Source organism: Serratia sp. CY43202, from assembly GCF_052168755.1.
Taxonomy (GTDB): domain Bacteria; phylum Pseudomonadota; class Gammaproteobacteria; order Enterobacterales; family Enterobacteriaceae; genus Serratia; species Serratia bockelmannii.
The window spans coordinates 156,195-173,689 of the sequence record NZ_JBJNMB010000012.1; the positions used below are offsets into that span (position 1 = coordinate 156,195).

At 61.4% G+C, this 17,495-nt stretch carries 16 protein-coding genes; 10 read left to right on the forward strand and 6 right to left on the reverse strand.

Annotated features, from left to right (window positions below; translation table 11 throughout):
* Positions 1 to 210: 210 nt before the first annotated feature.
* From ACJ8J5_RS22945 to ACJ8J5_RS22970, 6 genes are all read left to right on the forward strand, one after another.
* Positions 211 to 1,197: an autoinducer 2 ABC transporter substrate-binding protein gene (locus ACJ8J5_RS22945; RefSeq protein WP_025304608.1), complete on the forward strand. Its 987-nt coding sequence runs from the start codon at positions 211 to 213 to the stop codon at positions 1,195 to 1,197.
* A gap of 105 nt (positions 1,198 to 1,302) precedes the next feature.
* On the forward strand, positions 1,303 to 2,802 hold the full coding sequence (locus ACJ8J5_RS22950; RefSeq protein ID WP_025304609.1) for a sugar ABC transporter ATP-binding protein: 1,500 nt from the start codon (positions 1,303 to 1,305) through the stop codon (positions 2,800 to 2,802).
* On the forward strand, positions 2,795 to 3,784 hold the full coding sequence (locus tag ACJ8J5_RS22955; protein WP_015379367.1) for an ABC transporter permease: 990 nt from the start codon (positions 2,795 to 2,797) through the stop codon (positions 3,782 to 3,784). Before ACJ8J5_RS22950 ends, ACJ8J5_RS22955 begins: the two co-directional genes overlap by 8 nt.
* A gap of 1 nt (position 3,785) precedes the next feature.
* The gene (locus ACJ8J5_RS22960; protein ID WP_049294968.1) at positions 3,786 to 4,739 is read left to right on the forward strand and encodes an ABC transporter permease; all 954 of its coding nucleotides are present in this window, start codon (positions 3,786 to 3,788) and stop codon (positions 4,737 to 4,739) included.
* 10 nt (positions 4,740 to 4,749) lie between these two features.
* Entirely contained in the window at positions 4,750 to 6,387 is a 1,638-nt protein-coding gene (locus ACJ8J5_RS22965) for an FGGY-family carbohydrate kinase (protein ID WP_025304611.1), read from the forward strand.
* Positions 6,387 to 6,986: an SIS domain-containing protein gene (locus tag ACJ8J5_RS22970; protein ID WP_414105019.1), complete on the forward strand. Its 600-nt coding sequence runs from the start codon at positions 6,387 to 6,389 to the stop codon at positions 6,984 to 6,986. Before ACJ8J5_RS22965 ends, ACJ8J5_RS22970 begins: the two co-directional genes overlap by 1 nt.
* Positions 6,987 to 7,014: 28 nt before the next feature.
* Here ACJ8J5_RS22970 and rsmJ read toward each other — a convergent pair whose 3' ends face one another.
* The 4 genes from rsmJ to ACJ8J5_RS22990 form a co-directional block, all read right to left on the reverse strand.
* On the reverse strand, positions 7,015 to 7,761 hold the full coding sequence (gene rsmJ, locus ACJ8J5_RS22975) for a 16S rRNA (guanine(1516)-N(2))-methyltransferase RsmJ (RefSeq protein WP_025304613.1): 747 nt from the start codon (positions 7,759 to 7,761) through the stop codon (positions 7,015 to 7,017).
* Between the two features lie 8 nt (positions 7,762 to 7,769).
* Complete coding sequence (gene prlC, locus ACJ8J5_RS22980) at positions 7,770 to 9,812, reverse strand: oligopeptidase A (RefSeq protein WP_025304614.1); 2,043 nt, start codon at positions 9,810 to 9,812, stop codon at positions 7,770 to 7,772.
* A 118-nt stretch (positions 9,813 to 9,930) separates the two neighbouring features.
* The gene (locus ACJ8J5_RS22985; RefSeq protein ID WP_414105020.1) at positions 9,931 to 10,392 is read right to left on the reverse strand and encodes an HIT family protein; all 462 of its coding nucleotides are present in this window, start codon (positions 10,390 to 10,392) and stop codon (positions 9,931 to 9,933) included.
* A gap of 16 nt (positions 10,393 to 10,408) precedes the next feature.
* Entirely contained in the window at positions 10,409 to 10,813 is a 405-nt protein-coding gene (locus ACJ8J5_RS22990) for an ASCH domain-containing protein (RefSeq protein WP_025304616.1), read from the reverse strand.
* A 135-nt stretch (positions 10,814 to 10,948) separates the two neighbouring features.
* Here ACJ8J5_RS22990 and ACJ8J5_RS22995 point away from each other — a divergent pair, with 135 nt between their 5' ends.
* The 4 genes from ACJ8J5_RS22995 to ACJ8J5_RS23010 all read left to right on the forward strand — a co-directional run bounded on the left by ACJ8J5_RS22995 (position 10,949) and on the right by ACJ8J5_RS23010 (position 15,707).
* Entirely contained in the window at positions 10,949 to 11,791 is an 843-nt protein-coding gene (locus tag ACJ8J5_RS22995; protein ID WP_004931012.1) for a 23S rRNA (adenine(2030)-N(6))-methyltransferase RlmJ, read from the forward strand.
* Between the two features lie 130 nt (positions 11,792 to 11,921).
* Positions 11,922 to 13,274 carry a glutathione-disulfide reductase gene (gene gorA, locus ACJ8J5_RS23000; protein WP_025304617.1) on the forward strand — a complete coding sequence of 451 codons (1,353 nt, stop codon included), beginning with the start codon at positions 11,922 to 11,924 and terminating at the stop codon, positions 13,272 to 13,274.
* Positions 13,275 to 13,431: 157 nt separating this feature from the next.
* A complete protein-coding gene (locus ACJ8J5_RS23005; RefSeq protein WP_351165069.1) occupies positions 13,432 to 13,926 on the forward strand; it encodes a molybdopterin-dependent oxidoreductase in 495 nt (164 codons plus the stop codon).
* A complete protein-coding gene (locus tag ACJ8J5_RS23010) occupies positions 13,923 to 15,707 on the forward strand; it encodes an ATP-binding response regulator (RefSeq protein ID WP_414105021.1) in 1,785 nt (594 codons plus the stop codon). The genes ACJ8J5_RS23005 and ACJ8J5_RS23010 overlap by 4 nt, the downstream gene beginning before the upstream one ends.
* On the opposite strand, the gene ACJ8J5_RS23015 is transcribed toward ACJ8J5_RS23010, so the two are convergent.
* Together ACJ8J5_RS23015 and ACJ8J5_RS23020 are read right to left on the reverse strand one after the other, a co-directional pair.
* Positions 15,697 to 16,548: a helix-turn-helix domain-containing protein gene (locus tag ACJ8J5_RS23015; RefSeq protein ID WP_025304624.1), complete on the reverse strand. Its 852-nt coding sequence runs from the start codon at positions 16,546 to 16,548 to the stop codon at positions 15,697 to 15,699. The genes ACJ8J5_RS23010 and ACJ8J5_RS23015 overlap by 11 nt on opposite strands.
* Positions 16,549 to 17,003: 455 nt before the next feature.
* Positions 17,004 to 17,495: autotransporter outer membrane beta-barrel domain-containing protein (locus ACJ8J5_RS23020; RefSeq protein WP_442520501.1), on the reverse strand; the 492-nt coding region annotated here is incomplete at its 5' end.

A 17,495-nucleotide genomic window follows, 5' to 3' on the forward strand; every position in this document is an offset into this window, starting at 1 on the left:
AATAAATAGTTATTTATTGCCATTTGATTGGTGGTAAATTTACCACCATCAAATAATTAAACATTTATTTAACACTAAATACGCCAATATTTTACTTAAATGTGCGCAGATCACATTTCATTAACTTCAGCTACGCCCCCTCTTCCATTCCTTTGTAATCTGCAGCGGTGGAAAAACCGCCACCCCTACAGATAAAAAAAGGTACAGCTAATGAAATTTAACCTCGCATTATTAAATGCATGTGTGGTTTCTGCGTGCATGTTATCGACAACACCTGTGTTCGCCGCTGATAAGTATGAGATTGCCGTAGTCGCTAAAGTGACCGGCATCCCGTGGTTCAACCGCATGGAAGTGGGCGTCAACGAAGCGGCGAAAAAACTCGACGTCAACGCCTACCAGACCGGCCCTTCTACGCCGGATCCGGCCGCGCAGGTCAAGGTGATTGAGGATCTGATCGCCAAGAACGTTAACGCCATCATCGTGGTGCCGAACGACGCCAAGGTGCTGGAACCGGTGCTGAAAAAAGCGCGCGACAAAGGCATCGTGGTGCTGACCCATGAATCCCCGGACCAGCAGATCGGCCAGTGGGACATCGAGACCATCGACAGCGAGAAATACGCGCAGGCCAACGTCGATGAGCTGGCGAAAGACATGGGCGGCAAAGGCGGCTATGCGATCTACGTCGGTTCGCTGACCGTGCCGCTGCACAACGCCTGGGCCGACTTCGCCATCAAATACCAGAAAGAAAAATACCCGGACATGTTTGAAGTCACCTCGCGCTTGCCGGTGGCGGAAAGCATCGACAAATCCTACGCCACCACGCTGGATCTGATGAAAACCTATCCGCAGATGAAGGGCATCATCGGCTTCGGTTCGCTCGGCCCGATCGGCGCCGGCCAGGCGGTGGCCAAGAAACGCGCCAAGGACAAAATCGCGGTGGTGGGCATCGCCATGCCGGCGCAGGCCGCCCCTTACCTGATGCGCGGCGACATCAAGAAAGCGCTGCTGTGGGATCCGAAAGACGCCGGTTATGCGCTGGTGACGGTGGCCGACCAGCTGCTGCAGGGCAAGGAAGTGAATAAGGACCTGTCGATCGAGGGCCTCGGTAAGGCCGACGTCGATATGGAACACAAAGTGATTCGGTTTAATAAGATTTTGGAAGTGACCAAAGACAACGCCAAATCGCTCGGATTCTGATTTTTCGCGTAATTTCGCCACACCGGGAAAGAAGTTAAACCCTCGTAGGGGCGCAGCGTTGCTGCGCCCAGGGCTTCGGCCGCTACGCAAGCACAGGTTAACGTTATGACAGCCTCCCCCGCATTTATCACCCTGGAGAATATCAGCAAGCGATTCCCAGGCGTGCTGGCATTAGACCAGATCAACCTGACGCTGAATAAAGGCGAAGTGCACTGCCTGGCCGGGCAAAACGGCTGCGGCAAAAGCACCATTATTAAAATCATCTCCGGCGTCTATCAGCCGGAAAAAGGCGCCAACATTTCGCTGGAAGGCAAACTCTTCCACGCCCTGACGCCGCAGCTGTCCGGTTATTACGGCATACAGGTGATCTACCAGGACCTGTCGCTGTTCCCTAACCTGACGGTGGCGGAGAACATCGCCATCCACCGTTACCTGCCCGGTGGCCACTTCTGGGTGCGCAAGCGGGTGATGCGCCAGACGGCGCTGGACGCCATGGCACGGGTCGGCGTACACATCGATCCCGATAAAAAGGTGGAAAAATTGTCGATCGCCGATCGGCAGCTGGTGGCGATTTGCCGCGCCATCGCCGCCGAAGCGCGGTTGGTTATCATGGACGAACCGACCGCCTCGCTGACACGCCAGGAAGTCGACGGCCTGCTGCGGGTGGTTAACGAACTGAAGGCGGCCGGCATCTGCGTGGTGTTCGTCAGCCACAGATTGGACGAAGTGATGGAAGTCGCCGATCGCATCAGCGTAATGCGCGACGGCAAGCTGGTGGGCACCTGGCCGGCCAGCGAACTGGACAGCCATGAACTGGCGTTCCTGATGACCGGCCAACGCTTCCATTACAGCCCGCTGCCGCCGCTGCCGCCGGCTGAACAAGCGCCGCTGCTCGAGGTGCGCAACCTCAGCCGCGGCGAAAAATACCGCAACGTCAATCTGGCGCTGCGCGGCGGCGAGATCGTCTCGATCGTCGGCCTGCTCGGCGCCGGCCGCACCGAACTGTGCCTCAGCCTGTTCGGCATGACGCGGCCGGACAGCGGCGAGATCCGCATCGAGGGCCGCACGGTGCAGCTGCACAACAACCGCGAAGCGGTGCGCCACGGCATCGGCTATGTGTCGGAAGATCGCCTGACGCAGGGGTTGATCATGGAGCAATCGATCTACGACAACACCATCGTCACCGTCTTCGATCGGCTGCATACCTCGCTCGGGCTGTTGGATCACGCCAAGGCGACCGAGCTGGTCAACCGGCTGATCCGTGATTTGAACATCAAGGTGTCCGACAGCGCATTGCCGGTGAAAACCCTGTCCGGCGGCAACGCCCAACGTATCGCCATCGCCAAATGGGTGGCGACCCAGCCGAAGATCCTGATCCTCGACTCGCCTACCGTCGGCGTGGACATTGCCAACAAAGAGGGGATCTACCAGATCGCCCGCGATCTGGCGCAGCTGGGCATGGCGGTGCTGATGATCTGCGACGAGATCCCGGAAGCCTATTACAACAGCCATCGGGTGATGGTGATGCGCAAGGGCGAATTGATCGCCGAATTCGCGCCGCACCAGAGTACCGAACAACAGATCGCCGAGGTGGTGAATGGATAAGTCATTATTGGCCCGCCTGGCCGGGCGGCACGAGTTTTATCTCGGCCTGTTGGTGCTGCTGCTGGCGATCGGCCTAAGCGCCGGCACCGATGAGTTTCTGACGCTCGGCAACCTGACCGACGTCGCCACCAGCTACGCCATTCTCGGCATTCTGGCCTGCGGGCTGTTCGTGGTGCTGATCGCCGGCGGCATCGACATTTCGTTCCCGGCGGTCACCGCCATCGCCCAGTATGTGATGGCCAGTTGGGTGATCCAGCACGGCGGCAGCTTCCCGCTGGCGTTCGCCCTGGCGATCGGCGTCGGCCTGCTGCTCGGGCTGGTGAACGGTTTCCTGGTGTACTGGCTGAAGGTGCCGGCGATCATCATCACCATCGCTACCCTTAACCTGTTCTACGGCCTGCTGGTGTACGCCACCAACGGCACCTGGCTGTACGGCTTCCCAGACTGGTTCATGAACGGCATCAACTGGTTCTCGTTCCAGGGCGCCGACGGTTACGACTACGGCCTGACGCTGCCGCTGCTGTGCCTGCTGGCGACCATCGTCGTCACCGGCGTGCTGATGAACCGCACTCGGCTGGGGCGCCAGATCTACGCCATGGGCGGCAACCGCGACGCGGCGTCGCGCCTGGGGTTGAACCTGCTGCGGCTGCACTTCTGCGTCTACGGCTATATGGGCATTCTGGCCGGCGTCGCGGCGGTAGTGCAGGCGCAGATCACCCAGTCGGTGGCGCCCAACTCGCTGCTCGGCTTCGAGCTGACGGTATTGGCGGCGGTGGTGCTGGGCGGCACCAGCATGAGCGGCGGCCGCGGATCGTTGACCGGCACCCTGCTCGGCGTGGTGCTGCTGGCCTTCCTGCAAAACGGGCTGACGCTGCTCAGCGTCTCGGCCTATTGGCACCAGGTGTTCAGCGGCGCGATCATTTTGATCAGCATCAGCACCACCGCCTGGAACGAAAAACGCAAGCTGCTCAAGGAGATCTGACATGACGCAGTTAACTCGGTTGATCCCAAGCGATCGGATCATTCGTCTGCAGGGCGCGATCATCATCGCGGTGGCGCTGCTGTTCGCCGGTCTGCTCGGATCGCGCTTCTTCAGCCTTGGCAACTTCCAGTCGATCGCCTCGCAGCTGCCGATCCTCGGCCTGCTGGCGCTCGGCATGGGCATCACCATGCTGACCGGCGGCATCAATCTGTCGATCATCGCCGGCGCCAACGCCTGTTCACTGGTGATGGCGGCGATCATCGTCAGCCATCCCGACCAGCCGCTGTTCCTGGCACTGGCGCTGTTGGCCGGCCTGCTGGTGGCGGTGGCAATCGGCGCACTGAACGGGGTGCTGGTGGCCTGGATCGGCGTCTCGCCCATCCTCGCCTCGCTCGGCACCATGACCCTGATCACCGGCCTGAATATCCTGCTGTCCAACGGCGCGGTGATCTCCGGCTTCCCGGCGGCGATTCAATTTCTTGGCAATGGCGCCGTGCTCGGCGTGCCGGTGGCGCTGATCCTGTTCCTGCTGGTAGCGGTCGGGCTGTGGCTGCTGCTGGAGCACACCACGCTGGGCCGCAGCCTGTACCTGATCGGCTCCAACGAGCAGGCCACCCGCTTCAGCGGCGTGAACACCGCGCGGGTGCAGATCGCGGTGTATATCCTGTCGGCGCTGCTCGGCTGGGGCGCCGCCCTGCTGATGATGGCCAAGTTCAACTCGGCCAAGGCCGGCTACGGCGAATCTTATCTGCTGGTGACCATTCTGGCCTCGGTGCTGGGCGGCATTAACCCGGACGGCGGTTTCGGCCGTATTCTGGGGCTGGTGCTGGCGCTGATCGTGCTGCAAATGTTGGAAAGCGGCCTCAATCTGCTGGGGGTCAGCAGCTACCTGACCATGGCCCTGTGGGGCGGCGTGCTGATCCTGTTTATCGCGTTACAGAATCGAAAAGCCTGAGGAGAAAATAATGGCAAGCTATTTTATTGGCGTAGATGTGGGCACCGGAAGCGCGCGCGCAGGCGTATTCGATCTCAACGGCCGCATGGTAGGCCAGGCCAGCCGGGCCATCGATCTGTACCGGCCGAAGGCGGATTTCGTCGAGCAGTCGTCGGATAACATCTGGCAGGCGGTGTGCAATGCGGTGCGCGACGCGGTCAACCAGGCCGACATCAACCCGATCCAGGTCAAGGGGTTGGGCTTCGACGCCACCTGTTCGCTGGTGGTGCTGGATAAAGAGGGCAAGCCGCTGACCGTCAGCCCCTCCGGCCGTACCGAACAGAACATCATCGTGTGGATGGATCACCGGGCGATCGCCCAGGCCGAGCGCATCAACGCCACCAAACACCGGGTGCTGGACTTCGTCGGCGGCATTATCTCGCCGGAGATGCAGACGCCGAAACTGCTGTGGCTGAAACAGCACATGCCCACCACCTGGGCCAACGCCGGCTACCTGTTCGATCTGCCGGACTTCCTCACCTGGCGCGCCACCCAGGACGCCACCCGTTCGCTGTGCTCGACGGTGTGCAAGTGGACCTATCTCGGCCACGAGCAGCGTTGGGACAAGAGCTACTTCCAGCAGATCGGGCTGGAAGACGTGCTGGAACACGACGCGGCCAAGATCGGCAGCGACGTTAAAATGATGGGCGAGCCGCTGGGCCACGGCCTGACTCAGCGCGCCGCCAGCGAGATGGGGCTGATCGCCGGCACGGCGGTGAGCGTATCGATAATCGATGCCCACGCCGGCACCCTCGGCACGCTGGGCGCCACCGGCGTCTCCGGCGAGGTGGCCGACTTCAACCGCCGCGTCGCGCTGATCGGCGGCACCTCCACCGGTCATATGGCGATGTCGCGCACCGCGCGCTTTATCGGCGGCGTCTGGGGGCCGTATTACTCGGCGATCCTGCCGGAATACTGGCTGAACGAGGGCGGCCAGTCTGCCACCGGCGCGCTGATCGACCACGTCATCCAGTCGCACCCGTGCTACCCGGAGCTGCTGGCGCAGGCGAAAACCCAGGGGCAGACCATCTATGAGGTGCTGAACGCCATTCTGCGCCGCATGGCCGGCGAGCCGGAGAATATCGCCTTCCTGACGCAGGACATTCACATGCTGCCGTACTTCCACGGCAACCGCTCGCCGCGCGCCAACCCGACGCTGACCGGCATCCTGACCGGGCTGAAGCTGTCGCGCACGCCGGAGGATATGGCGCTGCACTACCTGGCCACCATTCAGGCCATCGCGCTCGGCACCCGCCACATCATCGAAACCATGAACCACAGCGGCTACAGCATCGACACCATCATGGCCAGCGGCGGCGGCACCAAGAACCCGATCTTCGTGCAGGAGCACGCCAACGCCACCGGCTGCGCCATGCTGCTGCCGGAGGAAAGCGAAGCGATGCTGCTCGGCGGTGCGATGATGGGCACCGTGGCGGCGGGCGTGTTCGACACCTTGCCGGAGGCGATGAGCGCCATGAGCCGCATCGGCAAGACGGTGACGCCGCAGACCAACCAGATAAAAAGCTACTACGACCGCAAATACCGGGTGTTCCATGAGCTGTACAACGACCACATGAAATACCGCCAGCTGATGCAGGAGGAGGCGTGATGCAGCAGGAATGGCGGCAGGCCGTGCAGGGTTGGCAAACCTACAGCCAGGAGCTGGCGCAGCTGGGCGAGCGCCTCGACGCGCGCACCTGGCAACGGCTGCTGGCGCAGCTGGCCGACTGCCGCGGTAAAATCGCCGTCACCGGCGTCGGCACCTCGGGGATTGCGGCGCGCAAGATAGCCCACATGCTGGCCTGCGTGGAACGGCCGGCGGTCTACCTCGACGCCACCGGCGCGGCGCACGGCGATCTGGGTTTTCTGCGCGCCGACGATCTGCTGATCCTGATCTCGCGCGGCGGCAATTCCGACGAGCTGACCCGCCTGCTGCCGACGCTGCAGGCCAAAGGGGTGACGCTGATCGCGGTGACGGAAAACCCGCACTCCGCCATCGCGCAGGCGGCGCAGCTGACGATCGCCACCGGGGTGCAAAAGGAGATAGATCCGCTGAACATGCTGGCCACCACCTCAATTGTGCTGGTGCTGGCGATCTTCGACGCCGCCTGCGCCTGCCTGATGGCGCGCAGCGGTTACGACAAGGAGACCTTGCTGGCGGTGCATCCGGGCGGCGGCGTGGGGAAAAGCTTGCGGGAGGAAAACTGAGGGCCCGACACGGCGGGCCCGGCTGACATTACAGCGGCATGTAGATATCGAAACGGTGGCTTTTGGTCAGCGTGGCGGCGTGCGCCGGCACGTCGGCCAGCGGCGGCGCGTAGTCCGGGCGTTTCACCACCACGCGCTTGGTCGCCAGGCGGCGCGCCGGCTCCAGCAGGCCGTCGGCGTCATCGTCGCTGCCCACCAGCGATTGAAACACCCGCATCTCTTTCTTCACCAGCGCGCTTTTTTGCTTGTGCGGGAACATCGGATCGAGATACACCACCTCGGGGCGCGGGCTGAGATCCGCCAGCGCCGTCAGGCTGGAGGCGTGCAACAGCGTCAGGCGCTCGCGCAGCCACGGGCCGATTTCCGCATCCTGATAGCCGCGCTGCAGTCCGTCGTCCAGCAACGCCGCCACCACCGGATTGCGCTCCAGCATCCGCACCCGGCAGCCCAGCGCCGCCAGCACGAAGGCGTCGCGCCCCAGCCCGGCAGTAGCGTCCACCACGTCCGGCAGGTAGCTGCCCTTGATGCCGACCGCCTTGGCCACCGCCTCGCCGCGGCCGCCGCCGAAACGGCGCCGGTGCGCCATGGTGCCGGTGACGAAGTCGACATAGATCCCGCCGAGCTTCGGCTCGTCGCGCTTACGCAGCTCCAGCCGTTCCGGCGTCAGTACCAGCGCCATCGGCGCATCGTCGTCGGACGTCAGCTGCCAGCGCTGCGCCAAAACAGACAAGGCACCGGGATCGGCGCCTGCTTCACACAATAAACACACGCTCACGTGTCGGGTTATCCTTTAATGCCGTAATGGCGCAGCATAGCATCCAGCTGCGGCTCGCGGCCACGGAAGCGTTTGAACAGCGTCATCGGCTCTTCCGACCCGCCGCGCGACAGGATGTTGTCGAGGAAGGATTTGCCGGTTTCGGCGTTGAAAATCCCCTCTTCTTCGAAGCGCGAGTAGGCGTCAGCCGACAGCACTTCCGCCCACAGATAGCTGTAGTAACCCGCCGCGTAGCCGCCGGCGAAGATGTGGCTGAAGGCGTGCGGGAAGCGGCCCCAGCTCGGCGAAGGCACCACCGCCACCATTTTCTTCACTTCCGCCAGCGTCGGCAGGATCTGCGCGCCTTTTTCCGGGCTGTATTCGAAGTGCATGCGGAAATCGAACAGGCCGAACTCCAGCTGGCGCAGGATGAACAGCGCCGCCTGGTAATTCTTGGCCGCCAGCAGCTTGTCGAGCATGGCCTTCGGCAGCGGCTCGCCGCTCTGGTAATGGCCCGAGATAAACGCCAGCGCTTCCGGCTCCCAGCACCAGTTTTCCATAAACTGGCTCGGCAGTTCGACCGCATCCCACGGCACCCCGTTGATACCGGAGACGCCGGCGGTATCGATCTGCGTCAGCATGTGGTGCAGACCGTGGCCGAACTCGTGGAACAGCGTGGTCACTTCGTTATGGGTGAACAGCGCCGGCTGGTCGCCCAGCGGACGGTTGAAGTTGCAGGTCAGGTAAGCGACCGGTTTTTGCAGCGTGCCGTCGGCCTTGCGCAGACTGCCGACGCAGTCGTCCATCCAGGCGCCGCCGCGTTTGTTTTCGCGGGCGTACAGATCGAGGTAGAAACTGCCGCGCAGCTCGCCGTCGGCGTCGAACAGATCGAAGAAGCGCACGTCCGGATGCCAGGTCTCCACGTCTTTACGCTCTTTGGCGGTGATGCCGTAGATGCGTTTCACCACTTCGAACAGCCCTTCCACCACACGCTGTTCCGGGAAGTACGGGCGCAGCTGCTCGTCGCTGATGGAGAACAGGTGCTGCTTCTGTTTTTCGCCGTAATAGGTGATGTCCCAGGCGTCGAGCTCGTCCACGCCATAGTGCTGTTTGGCGAAGGCGCGCAGCTGTGCCAGCTCCTGCTCGGCCTGCGGGCGGGCGCGTTTGGCCAGATCGCTCAGGAAGCCGATCACCTGCTCCGGGCTTTCCGCCATCTTGGTCGCCAGCGACTTGTCGGCGTAGGTGTCAAAGCCCAGCAGCTGAGCCAGCTCATGGCGCAGCGCCAGCGTTTCCGCCATCACTTCGCTGTTATCCCATTTGCCGGCATTCGGCCCCTGATCGGAGGCGCGGGTGGCGAAGGCGCGGTACATCTCTTCGCGCAGCGCGCGGTTGTCGGCGTAGGTCAGCACCGGTAGGTAGCTCGGCATGTCCAGCGTCAGCAGCCAGCCGTCTTGCTCTTTGGCCTGCGCCATCGCCTGGGCCTGCGCCAGCGCGCTTTCCGGCAGGCCGCTCAGCTCGGCTTCGTCGGTAATCAGTTTGCTCCAGCCCATGGTGGCGTCGAGCACGTTGTTGCTGTAGGTGGAACCCAGCTCGGACAGGCGCGCGACGATCTCGCCGTAGCGCTGCTGTTTGTCCGCCGACAGGCCGATGCCCGACAGCTCGAAGTCGCGCAGCGCGTTGTCCACCGCCTTGCGCTGCGGCACGCTCAGCGTCTCGAACGCCGCGCCCTCTTTCAGGCTGCGGTAGGCCTGGTACAGCCCTTCGTGCTGGCCGACCCAGGTGCCGTACTCGGACAGCAGCGGCAGCGCCTGCTCATAGGCGGCGCGCAGCTCCGGGCTGTTTTTCACCGAGTTCAGGTGCCCGATCGGCGACCAGATGCGCGACAGGCGATCGTCCGACTCCGCCAACGGCTGACACAAATTGTCCCAGGTGAACGGCCCCGGCTGCGCGACCACGCGCTCTACCGCGGCGCGGCAGTCCGCCAGCGCGGATTGCACCGCAGGCACGATATCTTCAGGGCGGATCGCCGAAAACGGCGGCAGGGAAAACGGGGTCAGCAACGGATTTGTCATAGGGCAGTCCTGATTAGCGTTGGGGCCCGCCGCGAGGGCGAGCCTTAAAATGCGTATGAATCTCTAACATGGAGCCGGGCAACAGGAAAATCAATGCCCGGCGTTGATCGTTCGTGCCTTAAACGGCGCATTGGCGAATGCGGGCGGCCAGCGCCGCCAGCTGTTTGTCGTCGGCGCGCGCCGCATCGTGGGAGGAGATATAGCCTTCGTAACGCGTGAAAAACTTCGGCGAGGTCGATTCGATCGGCCGCCACTGTTCCAGCGACGCGGTGCCGTGCAGCGGGATCAGTTTGGCGTGCACATGGTCAACGCCGTAGCCCTCAAACACCATGCCGCAGCGGCCGACGTCGTCGAACGCGCGATCCAGCTGCTTTGCCACCCGCTGGGTCGCCAGCATCAACGCGCTCAGCACCTCGTCCGGCAGGTCAAAGGCGTAGCTCGGGTGGTGCGCCTTGGGGATCACCACGCTGAAGCCGTCGGTGTTGGGAAAGATGGACAGGAACGCCAGATGGTCGTCGTCTTCCCAGATTTTATGGCACGGCGCCTTGCCCGCCACGATGTCGCAAAAAATGCAGCTCATCCTTTCTCCTTGTGATTCACAGCGTTTCAACCCGTTCGAATTCTTCGAACACCAGCCACATGTCCGGCGCAAAGCTCCCCTCGCGGGTAAAGAATGCCTGATGCCCCTCGCGCCAAAACGCCAGGCTTTTGTCGCCTTCGCCCTCTTTGGCCGCCATCTCGGCGGTCACCTGGTCGTAGCGCACCAGGCGCAGCGCCAGCGTTCTGATCACGCAGGCCGGTTCGCCGCGGCCATCGAGAACGATGCTGTAATCGCCGATCCGCGGGGTTTGTTCCCGACGATAGCTCGCATAGGAACTGCAGGTGGCGGTTTTATCCCCGCTCAGCACCAATCCCAGCAGTTCGTCGGCTAATGCAGGGCCGTCGCCGAACGCCCAGCGCGCCGCGTCGGGGTAATTCGCCAAAATCGCCTGTTTGCTCATCGTCCTGTCCCTTTCTGTTAACGTCTGCGGCAACGGAGTCCGGTTTTTCCCGGCCAGACAGTTTATACTGTGCAGATTATAAGCCTTATTGCATTGAATGCTCCGTCTGCGGAGCACAAGGAACCGCCACCCGTCATGTTAAGTTATCGCCACAGTTTCCACGCCGGCAACCACGCCGACGTGCTCAAACACACCGTTCAGAGCCTGATCATCGAGTCGCTGAAGGAAAAAGAGAAGCCGTTCCTGTATCTGGATACCCACTCGGGCGCGGGCCGTTATCAGCTCAGCGGCGAACACGCCGAGCGCACTGGCGAATACCTGGAAGGCATCGGCTTGCTGTGGCAACGCGACGATCTGCCGGAAGAGCTGGCGGCCTACATGAGCGTGGTGCACAACTTTAACCGTTCCGGCACGCTACGCTACTATCCCGGCTCGCCGCTGATCGCCCGCCAGCTGCTGCGCCCACAGGACAAAATTCACCTGACCGAGCTGCACCCGAGCGACTACCCGCTGCTGCGCAGCGAGTTCCAGAAAGACGAGCGCGCCAAAGTGCAGCGCGCCGACGGCTATCAGCAGCTGAAATCCCAGCTGCCGCCCCTGTCGCGCCGCGGCCTGATCCTGATGGATCCGCCGTATGAAATGAAGACCGATTACCAGGACGTGGTCAAAGGCATTCAGGAAGGCTACAAGCGTTTCGCCACCGGCACCTACGCGCTGTGGTACCCAGTGGTGATGCGCCAGCAGATCAAACGCATGTTGCGCGATCTGGAAGCCACCGGCATTCGCCGCATTCTGCAGATCGAACTGGCGGTGAAACCCGACAGCGATCAGCGCGGCATGACCGCCTCCGGCATGATCGTCATCAACCCGCCGTGGAAGCTGGAACAGCAGATGAAAAACGTGCTGCCGTGGCTGCACAAGGTGCTGGTGCCGTCGGGCATCGGTCACCATCTGGTGAACTGGGTGGTACCGGAATAATCCCCATCAGGGCGCGGTTTGCCGCGCCCTGCGCCCACCTATCGCAGCCATCGACGCAATCTTTGCGACAAACCCCGGTCAGGCGTTAAACTCTTACCCTCTTCAAATTCACAACTCATGGAAATCCCAGATGACGAAACATTACGATTATCTAGCAATTGGCGGCGGCAGCGGCGGTATCGCATCGATCAACCGGGCAGCCATGTATGGCCAAAAGTGTGCGCTGATTGAAGCCAAAGAGCTGGGCGGCACCTGTGTAAACGTGGGTTGTGTACCGAAAAAAGTCATGTGGCACGCGGCGCAGATCGCCGAGGCCATCCATCAGTACGGCCCGGACTACGGCTTCGACACCACCGTCAACGCCTTCGACTGGAAGAAGCTGGTCGCCAACCGCACCGCCTATATCGATCGCATCCACAACTCCTACGATAACGTGCTGGGCAAGAACAAGGTCGACGTGATCAAAGGCTTCGCACGCTTCGTGGATGCGCACACCGTGGAAGTGAACGGCGAGACCATCACCGCCGACCACATCCTGATCGCCACCGGCGGCCGCCCGAGCCATCCGGCTATTCCGGGTGCGGAATACGGCATCGACTCCGACGGCTTCTTTGAGCTGGACGCCATGCCGAAGCGCGTCGCCGTAGTCGGCGCCGGCTATATCGCCGTGGAGATCGCCGGCGTGCTGAACGCGCTGGGCGCGGAAACGCACCTGTTCGTGCGCAAGCACGCGCCGCTGCGCAGCTTCGATCCGATGATCGTCGAAACCCTGGTGGAAGTGATGAACACCGAGGGGCCGAGCCTGCACACCGAATCGGTGCCGAAAGCGATCGTCAAGAACGCCGACGGCAGCCTGACGCTGCAGCTGGAAAACGGCAAAGCATTCACCGTCGACTGCCTGATTTGGGCCATCGGCCGCGAACCGGCGACCGACAACCTGAACCTCGGCGTCACCGGAGTGAAAACCAACGAGCAAGGCTACATTGACGTCGATAAGTTCCAGAACACCAACGTCAAAGGCATCTACGCGGTGGGCGACAACACCGGCGCGGTAGAGCTGACCCCGGTCGCCGTGGCCGCCGGCCGCCGCCTGTCCGAGCGCCTGTTCAACAACAAGCCGGACGAGCACCTGGATTACAGCAACATCGCCACCGTGGTATTCAGCCACCCGCCGATCGGCACCGTCGGCCTGACCGAGCCGGAAGCCATCGAGAAATTCGGCGCGGACAACGTGAAGGTGTACAAATCCTCCTTCACCGCCATGTACAGCGCCGTGACGCAGCACCGCCAGCCGTGCCGCATGAAGCTGGTGTGCGCGGGTAAAGAAGAGAAGATCGTCGGCCTGCACGGCATCGGCTTCGGCATGGATGAAATCCTGCAGGGCTTCGCGGTGGCAGTGAAGATGGGCGCCACCAAGAAGGACTTCGACAACACCGTGGCGATCCACCCGACCGCGGCGGAAGAGTTCGTCACCATGCGCTAACCCCTGCGGTTAGCCCACTCACAGGCCGGGTAAATACCGGCCTGTTCTTTTTGTGCGGTTTACTATTCCCTTCGCACCCGCCTGCTTTTTCTGCCATTATTCTGCCTGATAAATTAGCGGGACTGATACAACCTCCCCGCGCCTCTGGAGAACACCTATGCTGTTCAAACTATGCAAAACCCTTGCGATGGCCTGCGTGGCCCTGATTATCGCCCAGAGCAGCGCGCTCAGCTTTACCCTGGAAGTGGCGGGCAAGATCGACAACGTGACCGACCCGGTCAAAAAAAGCTATCTGTTCACCGACAAGCAACTGTTGGCGATGCCGCTGCACAGCATCACCACCTCCACCTCCTGGACACCGCAGAGAAAGTTTGAAGGGATTTCAGTGGCTGACATCCTGGAGCGCGTCGGCGCCAAGGGCGAAACGCTGACCTTCTACGCGCTGAACGATTATTACATCGACGTGCCGCTGTCCGACGTCACGAAATACAACATGATCCTGGCCTACAAGATGGACGGGGAGATGTTGAAGCTTAGAAACTTCGGCCCGCTGTTCCTGGTGTACCCGCGAGACGCCGCCGGGCCTGAGCTGAACTCACCGTTATACAACTCGCGCTTTATCTGGCAAGTCGACAGGATCGTGATCAAATGAAGCTGACGACCTTTAAGAACGGCAGCAGACTGGCGATCCCGGCCATCTTCGCCGCGCTGTTTTTGGTGGCGTCGACCGTCACGCTCTATTACTACAGCGCCACCCTGTCGAAGAAAGGGCTGTATGCCATCGCCGGCACGCAGGAGAACTACTCGTGGTCGATCGCCAAGTTCTCCATCAAGCTGGCGGAATTCGACACCTTCGTCGAGCAGCAGAGCCACGCGCCGCAGGTGGACAACGACAATCTGCGGCTGCGGTTCGAAATCCTCTATTCGCGCTTTTACGTGCTGGAAACCGTCTCCGAATCGACCCAGCCGCTGTACGCCGAGCCGGGTTACCCGGAAGTGGTCAAACAGATGCGTCTGCAGATGGATCGCATCGATAAGCTGCTGGACAGCCCGAAAATCGACTTCGACCAGGTTTTCGCCGCCATGAAGGCCATCAAGCCTTATTCCATCGAAATGGCCAACCTGACCGACCACGCCGAGGTGAAGCAGCGTACCGCCGCCTATGAGGACTACATCGAGAAACGGCACATCATTTTCTATGGGTTGGTGATCGTCATGTTCTCGGTGATTGCGTTGATCGCCATCACCCTGATCGTGTTCCGCCAGCAGCGGCTGACCATTCGCCAACAGGCCAAGGCGATTGAGGCAGAGAAAGCGACCCGCACCAAAAATGCTTTCCTCGGCGCGATCGGCCACGAGCTGCGCACCTCATTGCAGAGCGTGATGTCGGCCATCGACGTGCTGGTGAATACCCGGGTGTCGGCGGAGCATGCGGATACCTTCCAACGGCTGGAGACCGCCGCGCAGCAAATCGAAAGCCAGATGAAAGATCTGACCGACTACGCGCACCTCGACAGCGGCATGATGGAATTGCGCATCGTGCCATTCGACGCGCAGAAGCTGATTGCGGAGACCGCCAACGAAATCGCCACCCTGACCCGCAAAGAGCAGGTCAAACTGAGCTGCGAAGTGGAGTGCAGCCACCTGCTGGTGCACTCCGATCCGCTGCGCATCCGGCAGATTATCGTCAACCTGTTGACCAACGCCTACAAATACACCGAAAGCGGCAGTATCACGCTGCACAGCTGCCTGCGCCGCCAACCGGGCGGCAGTTCGTTGATTATCGAAGTGACTGACACCGGCATCGGTATCGAAAAAGACCAGCTCGATCAGATCTTCAAGCCCTTTACCCAGTTGGATCAGTCGCATACCAAGCAGTACGCCGGCGTGGGGATGGGGTTGGCGATCGTGCACGGCCTGGTGACGTTGCTCAACGGCACCATCACGGTGTACAGCGAAATCAAGAAGGGCAGCACCTTTATCGTCAGCATTCCGGTGCAGATCAGTGAAGACGAACGTGCCGACGAGCCCGCCGCTGCCAATGCCTCTCTGCAGCATAAGCCGCAGCAGGTTCTGGTGGTGGATGACAACAAGTCGGTGGGTGACGCCTTTGCGGCGCTGCTGGACAAGCTGGGTTACCAGCACGAACTGTGCGACTCGCCGGAACGCGCGCTGCAGAAGCTGCTCAGACGTCCTTACGATGCGCTGTTGCTGGATTTGCAGATGCCGGGCATCGACGGCGCTGCTCTGGCCAGGCAGCTGCGCAACCGTCGTGGCCCCAACCGCCATGTGCCGATCATCGGCATCAGCGCCTACACGCCGGAGCAGTTAACGGCGGATCAGCGCGCCCTGTTCGATAACTACCTGATGAAGCCGGTTCGACTGGATGCGCTGTCGAGCGCGCTGGCCGAGGTGTTCCCCGCTAAAGATTAAAACAGCGTTGCAGTGCGGCTTCGATCACATGGAGCCGCACCGGTTTTTCATAAGGGCCGAGCACGTCGTACTCGCGCATCGCCTGAGCGATTTCCGATTCGCGTCGGTCGGTGCCCAGTTCACCGGTCAGCACCAGTACCGGCGCGTCCGGATTGTCGGAGGCGCGGATGGTGGCGATACAGCGATCCGCCGTTTCCTCACCGATCAACCAGTCCACCACGTAACCGTCGAACAGGCTTTGCTGCAACGCCTGACAGAAACTGTCGACGTCGTAAAACGCCACCGCGTTGAACCCGCAGCCACCCAGATACTTGGCCAGTTCATCGGCCGCCTGATGCGAATCGTCCAATACCGCGATGCTCAGCCGCTCGTCGTCGCCGAAGCCGGGCCGGATTTCGATCAGATCGACGCCGTAACGCGGGCCTGCCGGCGCCTCATCGGTGCGATAGATATGCCACTGCCCTTCCACGCGCAGCGCCACAAATTCCGCCGGCCGCCCGGCAGGAAGCTCGTCGCCGATGTGCCCGACGCAAGGTATCGCCACCCCCGCCACGACAAAGATGGCATCGCGCGCCATGTTTGGCTCGGGAGTCTCGTGTTCGGCGCTCAAATCGGCGATCGCCGCCGGCGTTTCTCCGAGCGCGGCCGCGACGCTGTTGATCTGTTCCAGCGTCCAGGGGCTTTGCCCTTTCAGTTTGCGGTGCGCATGTGAAAAACTCAGATCCAAGATGCGGCTGAGCTCGCGGGCATGCTGACGTTTTCCAATCCCGTAATGTAAAAACAGCTCCCTGACCCGATTGGCAATCGACTGTGAATCGAATTTTTGGTGATTGTTATCCATTTGTTCCTTCGATTTTTTTTACTGATTTATCAGTCGTTTTGATTATTTCTGCTGAAAAAGCCACATCTAAAACTAGCATCTCATGCAATTATGCGTTAAAAACGTTGCTTGACATACCATGTTGCATCGTCAAACATGGTATCAAAAGAGACATACAGCAATACACTATAAAAAATAACACCAGCACGTTTTTTAATAATAACCATAGTAACACCAGGGAAAATTTGTTCCGTTGCCGCTACTGAGACGATGTCCACATCGCTCGGACTGCGCAAATCAAACGGGGCTTGAGCCTTTAGCGCTAATCTGTTTTACCCACTTTTAAGCCGGGATCCGTCAGGGTCCCGGTTTTTTATTGCCCTGGCGCCGCGCCATCATACGGACTCACCCCACAGCCGCAAATAAAAACGGAGCCGGCATGCCGGCTCCGTTGTCCTTGAGATCGCTGCTGAACGTCAGAAGCGCCAGGTGAAGCCGGCGTTGACGCTGTTGTCCTGATGGTTTTGCGACAGCAGTCCGCCGTAGCCCAGCGACAGCGTGGCATTCTCGTTCACCGCCACTTCCGCCCCTGCCTTCAACACCATGCCGTCACGCGACACCGGCACGCTGTCCACCACGAACGGCGCATTGCCGCCGTTGAACCGCAGCCCGGTGCCACGGTCCAGACCGCCGTACTGGTGCTGCCACCCCAGCTCGCTGCGCAGCGCCACCGTCGTGCCCGGGCTCACCTGCCACGCGGTGTCTGCACGCAGCCCCAGCGTCGACACCGTCGCGTCGGTATGCTGCTTGTCGCCGCGCAGTGCCGCCGCGCCGCCGCTTTCCGCGATGCCGTTGTTTTCGAAGTTCACGTACGCCAGGTTGACGAACGGCTCCAGGTTCAGCCATTCACCCTGCACGCCGTAGCCCGCTTCCGCGAACAGCTGTTCGGTGCGCGCGCTGTACTTCGC

Excerpts from the sequence above, each read along its gene's own strand:
- ACJ8J5_RS22945 (WP_025304608.1), top strand. The coding sequence starts at position 211 with ATGAAATTTAACCTCGCATTATTAAATGCATGTGTGGTTTCTGCGTGC.
- ACJ8J5_RS22950 (WP_025304609.1), top strand. The coding sequence starts at position 1,303 with ATGACAGCCTCCCCCGCATTTATCACCCTGGAGAATATCAGCAAGCGA.
- ACJ8J5_RS22955 (WP_015379367.1), top strand. The coding sequence starts at position 2,795 with ATGGATAAGTCATTATTGGCCCGCCTGGCCGGGCGGCACGAGTTTTAT.
- ACJ8J5_RS22960 (WP_049294968.1), top strand. The coding sequence starts at position 3,786 with ATGACGCAGTTAACTCGGTTGATCCCAAGCGATCGGATCATTCGTCTG.
- ACJ8J5_RS22965 (WP_025304611.1), top strand. The coding sequence starts at position 4,750 with ATGGCAAGCTATTTTATTGGCGTAGATGTGGGCACCGGAAGCGCGCGC.
- ACJ8J5_RS22970 (WP_414105019.1), top strand. The coding sequence starts at position 6,387 with ATGCAGCAGGAATGGCGGCAGGCCGTGCAGGGTTGGCAAACCTACAGC.
- prlC (WP_025304614.1), bottom strand. The coding sequence starts at position 9,812 with ATGACAAATCCGTTGCTGACCCCGTTTTCCCTGCCGCCGTTTTCGGCG.
- ACJ8J5_RS22985 (WP_414105020.1), bottom strand. The coding sequence starts at position 10,392 with ATGAGCTGCATTTTTTGCGACATCGTGGCGGGCAAGGCGCCGTGCCAT.
- ACJ8J5_RS22990 (WP_025304616.1), bottom strand. The coding sequence starts at position 10,813 with ATGAGCAAACAGGCGATTTTGGCGAATTACCCCGACGCGGCGCGCTGG.
- ACJ8J5_RS22995 (WP_004931012.1), top strand. The coding sequence starts at position 10,949 with ATGTTAAGTTATCGCCACAGTTTCCACGCCGGCAACCACGCCGACGTG.
- gorA (WP_025304617.1), top strand. The coding sequence starts at position 11,922 with ATGACGAAACATTACGATTATCTAGCAATTGGCGGCGGCAGCGGCGGT.
- ACJ8J5_RS23005 (WP_351165069.1), top strand. The coding sequence starts at position 13,432 with ATGCTGTTCAAACTATGCAAAACCCTTGCGATGGCCTGCGTGGCCCTG.
- ACJ8J5_RS23010 (WP_414105021.1), top strand. The coding sequence starts at position 13,923 with ATGAAGCTGACGACCTTTAAGAACGGCAGCAGACTGGCGATCCCGGCC.
- ACJ8J5_RS23015 (WP_025304624.1), bottom strand. The coding sequence starts at position 16,548 with ATGGATAACAATCACCAAAAATTCGATTCACAGTCGATTGCCAATCGG.